The sequence below is a fragment of the Candidatus Wallbacteria bacterium genome (assembly GCA_028687545.1).
In the GTDB taxonomy this organism is placed as follows: Bacteria; Muiribacteriota; JAQTZZ01; order JAQTZZ01; family JAQTZZ01; genus JAQTZZ01.
Window position 1 is genome coordinate 1 of the sequence record JAQTZZ010000007.1, and the last position, 14,600, is coordinate 14,600.

At 44.4% G+C, this 14,600-nt stretch carries 17 protein-coding genes; 8 read left to right on the forward strand and 9 right to left on the reverse strand.

What is annotated here, in order from left to right; translation table 11 throughout:
* The coding region (locus PHW04_04805; GenBank protein ID MDD2715194.1) for a zf-TFIIB domain-containing protein at window positions 1–405 on the reverse strand (405 nt) is incomplete at its 3' end.
* Window positions 406–763: 358 nt separating this feature from the next.
* Here PHW04_04805 and PHW04_04810 point away from each other — a divergent pair.
* From PHW04_04810 to PHW04_04820, 3 genes are all read left to right on the forward strand, one after another.
* The gene (locus PHW04_04810) at window positions 764–1,411 is read left to right on the forward strand and encodes a carbohydrate-binding protein (GenBank protein MDD2715195.1); all 648 of its coding nucleotides are present in this window, start codon (window positions 764–766) and stop codon (window positions 1,409–1,411) included.
* A 178-nt stretch (window positions 1,412–1,589) separates the two neighbouring features.
* Window positions 1,590–1,847 (forward strand): hypothetical protein, encoded by a 258-nt coding sequence (locus PHW04_04815; protein MDD2715196.1) that lies wholly within the window; start codon window positions 1,590–1,592, stop codon window positions 1,845–1,847.
* Window positions 1,835–2,413 carry a retroviral-like aspartic protease family protein gene (locus PHW04_04820; GenBank protein ID MDD2715197.1) on the forward strand — a complete coding sequence of 193 codons (579 nt, stop codon included), beginning with the start codon at window positions 1,835–1,837 and terminating at the stop codon, window positions 2,411–2,413. Before PHW04_04815 ends, PHW04_04820 begins: the two co-directional genes overlap by 13 nt.
* 51 nt (window positions 2,414–2,464) lie before the next feature.
* Here PHW04_04820 and PHW04_04825 read toward each other — a convergent pair whose 3' ends face one another.
* The 7 genes from PHW04_04825 to PHW04_04855 all read right to left on the reverse strand — a co-directional run bounded on the left by PHW04_04825 (window position 2,465) and on the right by PHW04_04855 (window position 7,882).
* A complete protein-coding gene (locus PHW04_04825) occupies window positions 2,465–3,688 on the reverse strand; it encodes a hypothetical protein (protein ID MDD2715198.1) in 1,224 nt (407 codons plus the stop codon).
* 127 nt (window positions 3,689–3,815) lie between these two features.
* Window positions 3,816–4,004, reverse strand: a complete 189-nt coding sequence (locus PHW04_04830) for a hypothetical protein (GenBank protein MDD2715199.1) — start codon at window positions 4,002–4,004, stop codon at window positions 3,816–3,818.
* A gap of 201 nt (window positions 4,005–4,205) precedes the next feature.
* Window positions 4,206–4,586 (reverse strand): hypothetical protein, encoded by a 381-nt coding sequence (locus PHW04_04835; GenBank protein ID MDD2715200.1) that lies wholly within the window; start codon window positions 4,584–4,586, stop codon window positions 4,206–4,208.
* Window positions 4,558–5,001 (reverse strand): hypothetical protein, encoded by a 444-nt coding sequence (locus PHW04_04840; protein MDD2715201.1) that lies wholly within the window; start codon window positions 4,999–5,001, stop codon window positions 4,558–4,560. Before PHW04_04840 ends, PHW04_04835 begins: the two co-directional genes overlap by 29 nt.
* A gap of 92 nt (window positions 5,002–5,093) precedes the next feature.
* Complete coding sequence (locus PHW04_04845) at window positions 5,094–5,990, reverse strand: hypothetical protein (GenBank protein MDD2715202.1); 897 nt, start codon at window positions 5,988–5,990, stop codon at window positions 5,094–5,096.
* 75 nt (window positions 5,991–6,065) lie between these two features.
* A complete protein-coding gene (locus PHW04_04850; GenBank protein MDD2715203.1) occupies window positions 6,066–6,560 on the reverse strand; it encodes a hypothetical protein in 495 nt (164 codons plus the stop codon).
* Window positions 6,561–6,772: 212 nt separating this feature from the next.
* Window positions 6,773–7,882: a hypothetical protein gene (locus PHW04_04855; protein MDD2715204.1), complete on the reverse strand. Its 1,110-nt coding sequence runs from the start codon at window positions 7,880–7,882 to the stop codon at window positions 6,773–6,775.
* A 154-nt stretch (window positions 7,883–8,036) separates the two neighbouring features.
* Here PHW04_04855 and PHW04_04860 point away from each other — a divergent pair, with 154 nt between their 5' ends.
* Window positions 8,037–8,744, forward strand: coding sequence for a hypothetical protein (locus PHW04_04860; GenBank protein MDD2715205.1), 708 nt, complete (start codon window positions 8,037–8,039; stop codon window positions 8,742–8,744).
* Window positions 8,716–9,534 carry a patatin-like phospholipase family protein gene (locus tag PHW04_04865; protein MDD2715206.1) on the forward strand — a complete coding sequence of 273 codons (819 nt, stop codon included), beginning with the start codon at window positions 8,716–8,718 and terminating at the stop codon, window positions 9,532–9,534. Before PHW04_04860 ends, PHW04_04865 begins: the two co-directional genes overlap by 29 nt.
* On the opposite strand, the gene PHW04_04870 is transcribed toward PHW04_04865, so the two are convergent.
* Window positions 9,523–11,121: a hypothetical protein gene (locus tag PHW04_04870; GenBank protein MDD2715207.1), complete on the reverse strand. Its 1,599-nt coding sequence runs from the start codon at window positions 11,119–11,121 to the stop codon at window positions 9,523–9,525. The genes PHW04_04865 and PHW04_04870 overlap by 12 nt on opposite strands.
* Window positions 11,122–11,251: 130 nt before the next feature.
* On the opposite strand from PHW04_04870, the gene PHW04_04875 reads away from it, so the two are divergent.
* From PHW04_04875 to PHW04_04885, 3 genes are read left to right on the forward strand one after another with little or no spacing between them, the layout of a single operon-like run.
* Window positions 11,252–12,007: an ABC transporter ATP-binding protein gene (locus tag PHW04_04875; protein MDD2715208.1), complete on the forward strand. Its 756-nt coding sequence runs from the start codon at window positions 11,252–11,254 to the stop codon at window positions 12,005–12,007.
* Window positions 12,007–13,632 (forward strand): hypothetical protein, encoded by a 1,626-nt coding sequence (locus PHW04_04880; GenBank protein ID MDD2715209.1) that lies wholly within the window; start codon window positions 12,007–12,009, stop codon window positions 13,630–13,632. The genes PHW04_04875 and PHW04_04880 overlap by 1 nt, the downstream gene beginning before the upstream one ends.
* A complete protein-coding gene (locus PHW04_04885; protein MDD2715210.1) occupies window positions 13,629–14,537 on the forward strand; it encodes a hypothetical protein in 909 nt (302 codons plus the stop codon). The genes PHW04_04880 and PHW04_04885 overlap by 4 nt, the downstream gene beginning before the upstream one ends.
* Window positions 14,538–14,600: the final 63 nt, after the last annotated feature.

Below are 14,600 nucleotides of genomic sequence, written 5' to 3' on the forward strand. Positions count from 1 at the left end.
AGCTCCTGAACTGTCTCTCGCAGGTATGGCTCGGCTGAAGATGGGTTTCCTGAAGAAAGCATAGGCAACTGCCGCACTGAGCAGTTCCAGCTCGCCTTTGTCCAGCCAGATCCCCTGACAGTCTGGGCAGTAATCAATTTCGATCCGCAGCTTATCCTTCAAATACGCTAAGACTGTCATACCGGCACCGCAGGAAGGACATGTACAGCCTGGACCAACAAGTTGCATGTTCCGCATCATTGTCTCGTAGCGTTGAGGGTTGCTGAGAAGCTGCCCGAGTTCTCCTGAATCGAACCAGAGGCCGCCGCATTGACAGCAATAATCGAGAGTAACACCTGATTTTTCTACGCATTTCAGGGGGGATTGACATCTGGGGCAATTTAGCCGCGGGCCTAGGTTTTCCATGATTTGTATTATATCAGAAAAATCTGTGAGCCTCTTATAAAATATTATTTAGGCTGAACTTTAGTTTAGCCTGCGTAAAAAACACACAGGAATTACTTTCTGCTTAAATCTTCGACAGCAATCCGAATTCATTAATACGCCTCACACCAGTTGTGGTTAAGCCTTTTCCAGGAGTTGGCATAGTCTTTGCTAAAAAATCTCATGAAGCATAACCGGCTGTTCAAAAACGGGTAGATGCAAGGCGCGCGAATCCGCGCAAAGCGAGACGTACTTAATCGTACGACGAGCTGCGCAGGAAAAGCGCAACGCAGCAGATGTCCGTTTTTCAACAGCCGACCCGCTTCTACGGAGGATAAGAATGATAAAGCTCTTAGTCACACTATTGCTGTTCACAAGCCTGCTGCTCAGCGCTTCTGACCGGCATGTCATCTACTGCAGTCCTAATGCTAAAGTCTATGTGGATCAGCTGCAATGGCAGAGAATCGACAGCGAGGTCAGGGATTATCTGAAAAATCTGATCGTCAATGGCGGCGAACCGCTTGCTACAAGCAGCCGTGATGCTCTGTCTGCTATCAGATATCAGCCATACAGCCTGGTACTCGATGGGGAAACCATCTCCATTATCCTCCAGAGCGGAACTGTCTATCAGTTAGGACCTGCAGAACAATTATCTTTACTTATCAACAGGCTGATTTCCACTTCCTGCATCAGGGTCACTCGACTCGGTCCGGGCATAGAAATCAGATGGAATGTAGTAGCTGAAAACGAGAATTCATTTACCGTCACCCTGAAATATTCAGCGGTCAGTCAGGGCAGCTGGGCAGAACCGAAGGAAATGGAAATGAGCCATGAGTTTTATGCTCAGAAAGGCATCCTCAGCGTTTCATATCTGATCCCGCAGGAAGAAACCAATGAAGGGAACATGGAATTCGTGCTGCATATCAAGACTAAGAGTTATGATTACTGGGATAATAACGAAGGTCAGAACTATTCTATCGGTAAATAAAGCCTTATTATGCCAGTTTCCGGGCGGAGTATAGACTATGCGGTTTTGAAATCAGCTGCAATACCTCAACATAATCATGAAGGCTGATGTAATTGATCATTGGAAAGGTATCGGGTAGCTATGGATTATTGACAGATCATCGAAAATGATGATAATTAAGGTAGATGGAGGTGATTTCATGCCGCATCCACTTGAGAAAGAATTTGAATATTATCTCGCCCACCAGGATGAATTCGTCAAGAAATATAATGGGAAATTTCTTGTGATCAAAGACCAAACTATACTCCAAACATTTGATACCATTCCAGAAGCTTACAAATTTGTATCTGACAAAGAATTTCTTGGGAAGGCTATAATTCAAAAATGCTCTCCTGGCCCGGATGATTACACCATGACTTTCCATTCAAGAGTTAGTTTCAAATCATGCCAGATCTGAAGATTGAAGTAAAAACGTTCACCTCTAAAGCTCCTGCCCGATTAAATGTTTTAAAAACTGAAGCCATTATTGCAGCAGCGCACGATCATTCTCAACAGTCTAAATTTAAACATCTGAAATATATCGCCATCTGGGATACCGGAGCCACGGGAACTGTGATCACCAATAAGGTCGCTACTGATTTAGGCCTTCCTATTATAAACTTCACTGATGTGGGCACTGCGGCGGGTGCATTCCGAATGCCTGTTTACATGATTAATATTATTTTACCTAATGGTGTCGGATTTCAGGAATTGCGCGTGACAGAAGGCAATCTCTCCGGAACTGACATCCTGATCGGAATGGATATCATGGGCCAGGGAGATTTTGCTGTTACTAACTTTGAGGGTAAAACGGCATTCTCATTTAGACTTCCATCTTTAGAATGCATTGATTTTAATATTTCCACGCCAAAAAAGATAATTACTTCAACCGGGTTGGTGGCTGATTTGAACGGAATCCCTGCCAGGCGGCAGCCATGCCCCTGTGGAAGTGGTAAGAAATACAAGAACTGCTGTGGCAGATAATTTCACCCTGGAAATTAACTTTCACTTTCCTGGGGAGGATCGCGAGGAAGGTTAGTAATTTACTTCTGAAACCGATCCGTTATTTCCATCAAGGAATATCTGCATTTTATGATACCCGGTGTTGACGTTTTTGGTATACATTCCAATAGAATGCTGATCATAAAAATCACCATCGTCTTTATTCAAATTTGTAGCATTTTCTTGTAATACCGCAGCCCGCGTATCGTCGAAAATGAAAATAAAGGCATTTCGATCATTTGCAAAATCTCTCTTCAGTATCTCTCCGAGTGCTTTCATGTCATCGTAATTACGATTCTGGTTATTTATAATAATAGCTTTCCCGTATCCTCCATTGGGAATGCTCCATGAGCGGACGGTTTTATAATCAATGGTTTTGGATGATGCTGCGTTTCTTTTTTTTATGTTATTCCAATAATCAGTATTTTCGGTAGTAATTGGCGCTATATCCGAATCTGTATATGAAGAATTCATATATTTTTCTTTGTAAACTTCAGCGGCTGTTTTCTCATGAGGAAACATTCCATATTGATTCGCGAGAAAAACCCCGGCAAGAATAATTATCACAACCAAACCCGAAATTGTGAGTTTTAAGCCATTTTGTTCGACTGGTGTTAGAGTATCCTTAATAATCAGGGCTTTCCCGCAGTGTCTGCAATGATTATCTCCGGGAACAAGAGGTATTCCGCATTCGAGACAATCAGTAAGTTCTTTATCATTCAATGTGTTTTCAAACGACTTTATCGCAGCAGGCCTTAATTGGACGGAATCTTCGGGATATAAAGAATCATCTTGCATTATTTCCGTTTTGTTTCGTGTCGGGATTTTAATATAAACAACCTGTTTATCGCGTCCGGTAAGTAATCCAATGATCAAAAAAATCAATCCCATGAAAAAACCAATAATTCCCAAAAATCCAATTATTAACCCTCCTCCTACCATTGCTCCGGCGGTCGCCGCTCCGGAATATTCTCCGCCCTTATTTGCAGTTATAGCCGTATAAGTAGTGGAATAAAACACTCCTGCTAAGGGTAGCAAAAAAGACATGATACCCGCTGTAATTAAAATTCTTCTCCATGTTTTGGCGGTTGATGGAGCCTGAATGGCAATTAAAATTCCCACTCCCCACATAATAAACAAGGCAATAAATCCTAAAGTTGTGGAAGCATTTTTTAATTCAGCAAAAGCGGTGACGATTAAAAAAGCACCGATCAATCCTAAAATTAATCCTCCGACAATACCAGAAAATATTTTCATAACTTCACCTTTCTCCAAATCGCAACAACTCTGCCCATAATCACAAATCCTTCCCTTGCTTCGATGTCTTTATAATCCGGATTTTCACTGACCAGGAATATTTTGCCTTTCCTGTGCCTGCAACATTTTAACACGGCTCTTTCCATTCATCGTTCACAACCAGGATCGCGCCAGCGTCGCCCTGGCCATCGCCGTGCGTTCGATGTGAACAGCGATCAGGATGATAAAACGCGCTCCTGGACATCCAGCACCAGGTCAGGTCATAGTTCCGGTGGTCTTCGGGCCGGTCGAAAGCCAGCAATCTCAGGATCGTCATGATTGGGCGGCCCTCTCCCTTCAATCCTTCCCATCCCTAGGACTTGAAATAATCAAGGGCTTTCCTCTCGGGAAATTCCAACTGATACCCTATTGACGGGTAAGGAATCTGAGTCAGGGGGACATGCAGAAACTTCAGCTGTTTTTCAAGTGGAAGATGTTCAAAACCTTCCGGGATCATAGAGAAAGTATGAATCAGATTTCAGGATTCGTCAAGTTTGGGAGGAAGTAGTAGATTTGGGTTGCTGTTCAGAATATTTAATCTTTCTCTTACCATTTCAACAGCTTTTATCTCTGACACATCACCCTTTTTATAAATAAACAACGGTATTGCAAATTGATCATATATAGCACGGAAGAGCCTTAAACCTTCTGATTGCGACATTCTATACTTTTTTAACGGAATACGATTCTTGTGGACTTTATGATTCCCATATCCAGGACACCACTCGCCTGAATTAGGCTCTGAACAGATGTTTATTATTTCTTCAAGGATAAACTCTTTTGAATTGGAAAACTTTTTCAGGACATCTTTCAAACCTGCGGGGAAACCGTCAGGTTGTCTGACTTCGATTGATGGCATTTTTGTTTGAATCTATTTTCTGGTTTACCTGATCAAGCAAATCATGAATTTCGGCATCTGCAGCAAGATAAAAATCAAAATAATCTTCATCGAGAATTTCAGTATAATGATTTATAAGGCGATTAAGTGGCGGGAATTTGAAATCTGGCCCCTTTTTCAAAAAAACTAAAATGTTTTTCATCTTGGGAAGCATCTTTTTCATTGAAGGATCTTTTGAGAAATCAAGATTCAGTTTTGAGGTTCGGATGCGTTTGAAGCACTTAACAAGCCCTCTAAGTTGAAAAGCAAGATAACAGCCGTAATAAAAGCATTTTATTGCCGAATCATCTTTACTGCGTTTCATGATGTGGGATTTGTATTCAATGTTGTCAACGAAATGATTCAAAGCAAAAGGGTTACATACTGCCTGTCCCATGTTTCCTCCATCTTTTTAGCGGTCTTACGCCGCCTACACGCCGGGCCTCTGTCTTAATTATCGTCTATAACTTCACATCCGTCAAGTGTCCGTCATAACTTAGAGAGATTTGTAGCCAGGTTGTAAACAAACCAGCCATCCCCTGTTTTAAATATCTGCGGTTTGGGGTTTACAGCTTCTTTACAAAAACCTATACCATCATCATAAGGATTGAAAGTAATGATCTTCGCGAAAGGTACTTTGAAACTTTTTCCGTTACCCGTAAAATAAAAATGCTTATTGGTAACGGCGAGCAACCCAGTGGCAGTGAGATCCATAAATTGGGTTTCTACTGGATAACCACGAAATGCTGAAGTCCTATAGTAAACTCCTTTAGCGATTCTAACGCTTACCCCTGCGGACCTGCCGACATACTCCTTTTTTGATTTCTGTTCATAATATTCTGTATCGGGAAATGTCCAGATCAGAATTTCACTTTTCTGAAAATTGAAGGGCAATCCTTCCGGTGTTTTTATTCTGCTTTGGATATTACCTTCGACAACATCCCGCAGGATCGCAGCTTTGGCACATTGAATATACATCGGATTTTTCCCAACATTCAATTGAAAATGATTAATGAAATTTACCAGTTTCTTTTCTTCTTCGTTTGTGAGGATTGAATCATCTAAAAAATCATCAACAGCAGATTCGAAGGCAGAGACAAGTTGCTGATATTGAGCTGGCTTATCGCTTATTTCTTTTGAAATTTCATTCAATTTATCATCATCGTAATTTTCCGAATGTAGTTGCATCAAGGCTTGCTGCCTATATTCTTTTAAAATACCGGTTTCTTTCAGCTTAGTCTCTTGCATCAATCTTTCAGTTTTGATTCTCTCTACCTCTTTCCTTACCTCTTCAGCTTCTTTTTTGGCTTGAAATTCTGCTTCACATTCTTTATGCCTTTTCCGAAACCATCCGGCTTCTTTTCCACAGTAAATGCAGAGTCCCATAATTTGTCTTACTCCTCCCTCAAATTGCTGCGACAATAAGGACAGATCGAGGCTTTCGGATCAATCTTTTTACAATTACAAATCGGATGCAGCTTTTTTGGCCTTCTCTTTATCGGCTTTGTCTTTTAATTTGAAAATCGGTTGATAAATATAAAATATCGATCCTTCTTCCGTTATTTCATTGTAATCAAGGGAAATATGAATGTTTTTTCCGGTCCAAATATATTTTTCAGGAAAAATTTGAGCTTTTTCAACCGCTCCATATTGCTCGAAAAAAGTATTTTTTATTCTTGAAAAGCTAAATAAATATTTGAAAGGGATTTGAATCATAAAAAGTTTATTTTTATATGTAATGTAATAAACATTTTCTAAATCAGCATCCCCAATTTTAAACTTTTCGCCTATTTTTTCGTATGATGGTGTATTTCCAGGGGTTGACAGTTTCATGTTTTCTAACTTGGAAATATCCGTTCCCCAAGAAATGCCTCTAAATCCAGTAGGCTCATTTTGAAAAGCATTTGCTGAAATTGAAATGAGTAAAATAATGATGAGCGTACTTTTAAAAATCATACTTCACCTTTCGCCATACATACATCACCCGGCCCACGATCCTGAATCCTTCCCTGGCTTCGATGGTCGGATATTCCGGGTTGTCGCTGCATGAGGGGCAGAATTACAAGGTACTGTGAATGTAAAAGCAACAACATCATAATCCCCGCTTAAAGCGGTGGTTTTAATAAACTGCGGTGCAGTTGGTCCTGCACCGCATTGTAGGTTAGATTTTACTTGCCTTCAGTTTTCGGTTCTTCTTTTTCAACTTCCTGAGTATCCTTGCTCTTCAAAGCTTCCTTTTCCTTCTTTTCCTTGTGTACTTTCTTCAGACTCTTTTCCTTGTGAATTTTCTTGAATTCAGCCGAAGGACCAATTTTAGCGGCTCCGATCTGCTTGAGCTTCTTGTCGAATTTGAAGATCTGTCCGCAGCACATGATCACGACTCCGCCATCTTCGGTCGCGATCATTTTAGGGGCAAAGAATTTCGGCCCCATCATTTCCGGCGGAGGTGGAAGCATGGGCCGGTCTAACATCTTAGCGCATTCCGGACATGGCTGGTTGCCCTTCATCATGGCGCACCCCGGGCATTTCTGATTGTCTTTCATCATGGCGCATCCAGGGCATTTCTGATTGTCTTTCATCATGGCACATCCGGGGCACATAGGTTTGCTGTCCATTTTCAGGCAGGGTTTGTTCATGCCGCACACGACTCCAGAGCAATTGCCCTTGCATTGTTTCCCGTATCTGCTAACCCTGTTCTCCCCATTTGGAGTCTGGCGGTCCAGGTTGTTCAGATATCTCTGTTTCCAAGTCTGGGATTTCAATTTACCATTGGCAAAAAGAGTCCGGTCCAGAGATTTATTTTCTCCAATGAGGCAATTTCCGCTCTTGTCACAAACTTTTCCCATCCCTGCACAAGCCATATTATTCCGGCACTGCTCTATACAGGTTTGTCCAGGTTGACAGCACTTTTCTCCTGTTTCCATAACTTTAGCCTGATTAATCTTCTGCGGCCTTTCCATCATCATTTTCTTTGGCTGGGGTCCAAAATTAACAATCGCTTTAGCGACTGGTTTCAGCTTCTTGTCGAATTTGAACAGACGGTTACCGTCCAGGATTACAATTCCTCCGTCTTCTGTACCTACTATCTCCCGTTCCTGCCTGAAAAATCTCAGGGGCATAATTTCAGGGTTTCCAGGGGGCAGCATTTCATTTTTCAGCATGGGTTTCTGCTGAACCTTTTTCCCATCGCACCCGGTGCAATTGCATGCGGGTCCTGCATAAGAAACGTTGCAGGCGATAAACAGTACACAGAGCAAAAGAATCGCGATTCTACTCATTGATATCCTCCTGTGATGGATTCTGAAATGATTATATCACTTTCAGGTTTAACTGCAATCTTGAGCCAATCACAAAACCCGGAATCAGGCTTGTGAATTTTGGTATTTTATGACATAATTCTGACTGAAGAAAAGCTCACTTTGAGGAGGATTCATGAAACTAATGAAAACCGGGATTGTGATTCTGCTGCTCCTGTCTTTTGCAGTTTACGCGGAAGAACCCAGAAAAGCAGGTAATCTTCTGGACATTCTCCCGGACATCAGTAAGGAACTCGGCCTTACCACTGACCAGGAAATCAAACTGACACCAATCATCAATGCTTACCTGGAAGAGCTGAAAAAATTGAAGGAATCTGTGAAAGACGACGATGCATCCCGGAAACAGGCCATGGAAAAAATTCCTGCTCTCAAGGAAAAGCTGGTGAGCGATGCATCAACTGTTTTGAATCCAGAACAGATCACTAAGTTCAAGGAAATCCTGGCCAGGCTGGAGAAATCCCCGGTAGAAGCCATGGTGGAAAAGATCATGAACACCCTGAAACAGGAATTGAAGCTTACTGACGAAGTGGCAGGTAAAATTGAAGCCCTTTACAGAGATCAATTTACACAAATGGGAAAAATCAAGGACAATGCTGAAGCCTCGAATAACAACATTTTCGAGAAAAGCCGAATTTTAAAGCAGATGCAGGAAGTTCAAGCCGGCTGCGAAGAAAAAATCCTGGCACTGTTGAGCGAGGATCAGAAAGTTAAATTCAAGGAAATGCAGAAAGATTTCAGGGAAAACCTGAAGGATAAAGCAGGAGAACGCAAGGACAAAAAGAACCAGGAAAAAAATGAAAAGGAACAGCCAGGAAAACCCTGATTTGAAAATTGATTCCGGACAACCGATTTGTCTTGCACTCGGGGGAGGCTCAGCCTGGGGATTTACTCATCTGGGCGTGCTGAAATGCCTGGACGAGAGAAAGCTCAAACCAGCAGTCATTGCCGGTTGCAGCATGGGCGCGATCGTGGCTGCCCTGTATTCGCAGCTGGGCAGTGCAGACGCAGCGATCGCAGCAGTAAAAAAAGCCTTTTCCGGCAGAACCTGGGGACTTTTTTCGATCAATCCATTTTTTTATCCGGCTGTGTTCCGAACCGAACGAATCGGGAAGCTCTTTCAGGAGATTTTCGGCTCAAAGCTGATCGAAGACCTGCAGCTGCCTGTCATCATCACTGCCGCAGACCTGAAGACTGGTCTTCCTGTTTATTTCGAAAAAGGTCCGCTGGTAAAGCTGCTGCTCGCTTCAATGTCACTGCCGGTCGTGTTTCCGCCGGTCAGGTACAGGCAGCATCTACTGGTGGACGGCGGCATTGCTTCACTGGTGCCGGTCGAGCCATTGAAAGGCAGAGGCACACTGATCGCCTGCCACGCTTACGGACAATATAAACCCCTGCTCCGCATCCCGAACATTTTCTCTTTCTATCTCCACAACCGCTATTTGGTAAATTACAGGATCGGCAGCCTGGAGATGGAGAAGGCAGACATAAAAGTATATCCCGATACATCAGGCACCCTGATGCATGAGTTCCACAAGCTTGACCTCCTGGCGGAACGAGGCCGGCAGGCGATGGAAGCCGCGCTTTCCGGGAGTCCGGAAAATTTATTTCCCTGATTCCCCGGTGTCATCGTCATTCCGTGATTCAGGCTTCACAAACTCCAGGCTGAAGGTCTGTTCAGGAGCTTTGTCAGGAAGAGTTTCCAGCATGCCTGTGCTGTCTTCAGCGCTGAAATGGTATTTTACCGTGACTTCATGGGTAATTCCCTGAATCACGGATTTGAAAATTCCTCCATTGCCCAGTTCCTTCGCCATCTGGAATCTGACTTCGTCGCTGCCTGTGGAAAAATAGAGGAATGTTTTTTCCTGGTCGACCGGGTGGACTCCTTCCACCTTGATCTCAAGGGGAACGACTTCGCCGACTGTGGCTTTCCGCGGCCCTTCATGGGTGATTGTCAGAGGATCTGCAGGAATCGTGCGGGCCACTGCGTGCAGTGATCCGAAATAGCCGTTCACTGCGGCCACATCAAAGGTCTTGATCAGATAACCCTGCGGATAGCGTTTCTGGTTTTCCCGATTCTTCAGAGCTTCTTCAATACTTGTCTTCACGATCCCGTCATATCCACCGTAAGACGGCACAAGCACCCTCCGTCCGACGATCAGAATTTGATTGAAGGATGGAGTTACATTGTAATCGTAAAGTTTGGCGGATTTATTGACAGCAGGCATTGCAACATCAATCAGCTTGTAGGTCTGATCCAGGGCATTAGTCCAGGGCGGAACTCCGCTAAAAGACGCCCGGATATCAATCAGCAGATTACAATTACCATTCAGAGGGCCGAATTTTCCGGCCTGGGGCGGGTCATCCCCGTCTGCGGCAGCCTGCACGGTCTCATAATGTCCCAGCATGAGACTGGTCGGATTCAAGAGCTTCATCACCACGTCGATGCTGCCTGACATTTCATGGGACAGCCTGGGCCAGTAGCCGACTTTGTGCACATTGTAGAGATCTTCGAGCCATTGCGTGAGTTGTTTGCGCTTATCGATCACGAACAGTTCCTCATCCGACACTGAAATCATGGCAGTGCATTTCAGATCGCGGATGTTTTTTAATTCAGCGTCTTCACCGCAGCTGTCGAAATCCAGGTCATCAGCCAGCTTGAAAAAAGAAGTAGGATTCACTTTCACACCAAGTTCCATCCCAAATTTCTCGTTAAAGGAATCGTCGATTGGATCCGGGTAAAACAGATCGACAATTTCGCGGTCCCCTTTCTGTGTGTAGATCCAGGTCGGACCGTAGTCTCCAATCCAGGCTGAATTGAGCCCGCAGGAACTCTCGATGAAATGGAGATTCTCCATCTTCACTTTTTCGGAGCATAGAAGATCTGAAACCCGTTTCAAGTCGCCTGGATTGATCCTGATCCAGACCTTATACTCTTCTGCAATAAAGCAGATCATTTGAGCGAGAAGTTTCGGCATCCCTGTATGATCGTCCCAGCAGAAAAGAGCGCCTTCAGCCTTCTCGAACTCCCCAGGGGCGTAAAAAGGAACATCCACAACCGGTTTTCCTGACGGTTCCTCCATTTTAGGATATTCCCAGATCCCGAGGTTGAAGGCACTCAGGCCGTAATGATTGAATATTTCCTGCGGTTTGGCATTAAGAACAGCTGTAATGAGAATCATGAGCAGCAGCATTTTTTTCATAATCCCTCCAATACTCCATGCACTCTTTGAGTTTCTATGATTATTATACACGATATTTCAGCGTTTCATCAGTTACAAAATCCTGCATCCGGATTTGGACATTCCGCAAGAAGCTCTTTATAATCATGATATGATTAAAATTTCAGGGCTGTGCAAAATAATTTCAGGACATGAGATCCTGTCAGACATCAATCTGGAGATCAGTGACGGTGAAATTTTCGGGTTTCTGGGTCCGAACGGCGCTGGAAAATCAACTACAGTAAATATTTTATCAGGACTTGAACTTCCTGATTCAGGGACAGTTTTGATCAATGGCATGGAGATTGTCGCTGAGGAGGCCTCTGTAAAAAAAATCACAGGCCATCTTCCGGAACTGCCTGTTTTGTATGAAAATCTCACGGGCCGCGAATTTCTCTGGTTCATAGGCGGCCTTTATTCAATCAACAAAGCTGCTCTTTCTAAAAAAATTGAAAGTCTGTTTGGTTTTTTTGAACTGACCCCATTCGCAGATCAGCTGTCCAGGAATTATCCGAAAGGCATCCGCCAGAAATTCGGCTTGTGTGCCGCCCTGATCAACGACCCTCAGGTACTGATCCTGGACGAGCCGACTTCATCACTGGACCCGAAAAGCGCCAAGCTGGTCAAGGTCCTTCTCAAGCGATTCAGGGATGAGAAAAAGACCATTTTCATCACCACCCATGTGCTGGAAATCGCCGAAGCGCTCTGCGACAGGCTGGCCATCATCCAGCAAGGCCGGATCATTGCCTGCGGTACGATTCCTGAACTTCGGACACTCTCTGAAATAGAATTCCCGCTGGAAGAGATCTTTCTCAAACTGACTGGCGGGGTTGAATATGAAACTCTGCTCAGGTATCTGCGGGAATGATGCTGCTGATCAGGAAAGACTTGCTCGAACTGAAGAATCGGAATCGCAGCGCTATCTTCTGGGTTCTGCTGCTGCTGGCAGTGTGTTTCCTGGCAGCAGTGTATTTCATGACTCTGGAAGGCTTCAGATATATCAAGACAGTCGAGGAAGTCACGGAGGCTTTCATCTGCAGGATCTATTCTCTGGTGCTGATCCTGTTTTTTCCACTCACATTCATCAGTTCCTGCTTCATTTCCTTTTATACACTTACTGATTCAGCAGATCAGCTGATTATTTTCAAAGCTCCTGTTTCCAAAGGGGTGTTCTTTTATTACCTGATCCTGAGAAACACGGTCAAGTCTTCGCTCTTTCCTGTCCTGATTCTGTTCACATCTTTCTTCTCACTTGCGAAAGTCCTGGGCCTGGGCTGTTGGTTCCCTTATTGCTCACTGCTCGGCATTTTGCCTTTCTTCCTGATCATCAACCTGTTGTCCGCCCTCTGCATGCTGGCGCTTTTCAATCTGATGAATGTCGCCAGATTCCGGGAAATCCTGGTGGCAACCCTTCTGTTTTTGAGTATCTTGCTGATAGTGCTGCTGCGCCTCACACAGCCTGAGAATCTGGTTGATCTGAACGCTCAGAAAGAATTCATCGAAGTCGTCAATTCCATGAAAACCCCGGTTGCCCCATACCTGCCCAGCTCCTGGGTTTCCCAGCTGCTGCTCAGCTTGATCAATCAGGATGGAAAAAACCTGGTCTCAAATTTCTCGTACCTCTATTTTAGTGTTTTTCTGCTTTCAATAGCGGCCTTTCTGGCTGGTGATAAAAAATACTTCAAGGGATGGCTGAAATATTCCAGGGAAGCCAGGGAGCGACTTACACTGGCTTCATACCCATACTATTCGGAAAACAAGATAATGCTGATGATGGAAAAAGACTGGAAACTGCTGCTGCGTGACAAGATCCAGCTGTCGCAGGTGGTTTTAATCGGAGCGCTGATCATTATCTACATCTTCAACATGTATAAGATCAAAGAGAGGATACCTGACAGCGTCACTGAACTCTGGGTGGTTCTCTTCAACATCGGTTTTGCTTCCATGATAGTGGCCTCTCTTTGTTCCAGATTCTCTTACACCTGTTTCGGGCTTGAAGGCAGGAACATAGCCTGGATCAGGACTTCTCCGTTGTCAACAGCGAGATATCTTTCCACCAAATTCATCTATTTTCTGGTACCATTCATGCTTCTTTCGCAGGTTCTCGTGATCGGAGGGCTGTATTTCATCAGGGGGGGAATTGAAGTGCTGCTTTTTTCCTCGCTCAATTCATTTTTCCAGACCGTCGCTATCGTCAGCCTGTCGCTCGGTTTCGGAGCCAGATTCGCTGATTATTCCAGTACATCACCTGAGGAAAAAGCTTTTTCAGCCGGAGGCATACTCTACATGGTTTCAGCATTTTTCCTCTCTTTCCTCACTCTGCTCCTGCAGGCTCCCATCCTGTTCCGGATCTGCCTTCCCGGGTTCTCCCATTATCATCATCATCATTTACCGGTCTTCTGGGTATATCCAATGATTACTCTCCTGTATATCTGCGCGATTGCCTTTCCGCTCTGGGCTGCAAACAGGACACTGAAAGATCTCAGGTTATGAAGACCATTCTCTTTTTTCTGCTGTCTTTGATAATTTCTCAATCAGTTGCTGGCCGGGAAGTGGGTCTCGTGACTACCATGTCCGGTACAATCCGCCTTACCCATAATGGTGTGGAAAAATTCCTTAAGCCGGATTCAATTATCTGTTCGGACGATACCATCAGGACTGAATCCGATGCCTGGGCCAGAATCCTGTTTTACGATCCGGATCTCGCAGGGACGGAAATAGTCGGTTCCAGCAGGATCTTTGAGATCTCTGACCAGCTGAACACATCCACTGCCGAGACAGCTTTCAAGGAACTCCCGAAGGAACTGCTCTACCCTTTCATCGGCCTTTCAGCCAAAACCCCTGTTTCAGTAAAGCCCTTTGCCGAAGAGCCTGCCAAATTCATTATTTTTCCAAGAGGCAGAACTGATCAGGAAATTCAGGTGATCATCTGGTATCCTGTGAAAAACGCCACTGAATACCTGCTGAAAATCACGGCAGAAACCGACAAAATCGTAACCATTCGTGAACTCCACACCCGGAAAAATTATCTGGGCTGCATTGGAGTTTTCAAAAGCGGCCGCAGGTACAATCTTTCAATCTGCGCGAGAAACAGGGGCATCCCACTCCTGGAAGAGAAAGTCGGCATCTCGGTTGAGCACTCACCTGAAATCGAATCTAAACTTTCAGAGATCAGAAAGATCTTTCCTTCATCTGACAGTGACTGCACGGGATTGATGCTGGCAGGCAATCTTTATTTTACCCGAAGTTTATATTCCAATGCTTTTTTTGAATATTTTTCATGCCTGAGACGATTCAACAGCCAGACTGCAGAAAAGCTGCTCTATGCTGCCGCAGAAAAGCTCTCCCTGCCTGTAGACCCTGTAGCGCTCAGATACATGCCTCTGCCTGGGGAATGACCGTATAAATCGTAGGGGCAACGCTTGCCGTTGCCCGATCTCAGGTGGATACATTCGACACCA

What these genes read in the sequence shown, in the direction of transcription:
- PHW04_04880 (MDD2715209.1), top strand. Translation starts at nt 12,007, where the DNA reads ATGCTGCTGATCAGGAAAGACTTGCTCGAACTGAAGAATCGGAATCGC.
- PHW04_04810 (MDD2715195.1), top strand. Translation starts at nt 764, where the DNA reads ATGATAAAGCTCTTAGTCACACTATTGCTGTTCACAAGCCTGCTGCTC.
- PHW04_04855 (MDD2715204.1), bottom strand. Translation starts at nt 7,882, where the DNA reads ATGAGTAGAATCGCGATTCTTTTGCTCTGTGTACTGTTTATCGCCTGC.
- PHW04_04870 (MDD2715207.1), bottom strand. Translation starts at nt 11,121, where the DNA reads ATGAAAAAAATGCTGCTGCTCATGATTCTCATTACAGCTGTTCTTAAT.
- PHW04_04865 (MDD2715206.1), top strand. Translation starts at nt 8,716, where the DNA reads ATGAAAAGGAACAGCCAGGAAAACCCTGATTTGAAAATTGATTCCGGA.
- PHW04_04845 (MDD2715202.1), bottom strand. Translation starts at nt 5,990, where the DNA reads ATGGGACTCTGCATTTACTGTGGAAAAGAAGCCGGATGGTTTCGGAAA.
- PHW04_04815 (MDD2715196.1), top strand. Translation starts at nt 1,590, where the DNA reads ATGCCGCATCCACTTGAGAAAGAATTTGAATATTATCTCGCCCACCAG.
- PHW04_04820 (MDD2715197.1), top strand. Translation starts at nt 1,835, where the DNA reads ATGCCAGATCTGAAGATTGAAGTAAAAACGTTCACCTCTAAAGCTCCT.
- PHW04_04850 (MDD2715203.1), bottom strand. Translation starts at nt 6,560, where the DNA reads ATGATTTTTAAAAGTACGCTCATCATTATTTTACTCATTTCAATTTCA.
- PHW04_04885 (MDD2715210.1), top strand. Translation starts at nt 13,629, where the DNA reads ATGAAGACCATTCTCTTTTTTCTGCTGTCTTTGATAATTTCTCAATCA.
- PHW04_04835 (MDD2715200.1), bottom strand. Translation starts at nt 4,586, where the DNA reads ATGCCATCAATCGAAGTCAGACAACCTGACGGTTTCCCCGCAGGTTTG.
- PHW04_04830 (MDD2715199.1), bottom strand. Translation starts at nt 4,004, where the DNA reads ATGACGATCCTGAGATTGCTGGCTTTCGACCGGCCCGAAGACCACCGG.
- PHW04_04860 (MDD2715205.1), top strand. Translation starts at nt 8,037, where the DNA reads ATGAAACTAATGAAAACCGGGATTGTGATTCTGCTGCTCCTGTCTTTT.
- PHW04_04825 (MDD2715198.1), bottom strand. Translation starts at nt 3,688, where the DNA reads ATGAAAATATTTTCTGGTATTGTCGGAGGATTAATTTTAGGATTGATC.
- PHW04_04840 (MDD2715201.1), bottom strand. Translation starts at nt 5,001, where the DNA reads ATGGGACAGGCAGTATGTAACCCTTTTGCTTTGAATCATTTCGTTGAC.
- PHW04_04875 (MDD2715208.1), top strand. Translation starts at nt 11,252, where the DNA reads ATGATTAAAATTTCAGGGCTGTGCAAAATAATTTCAGGACATGAGATC.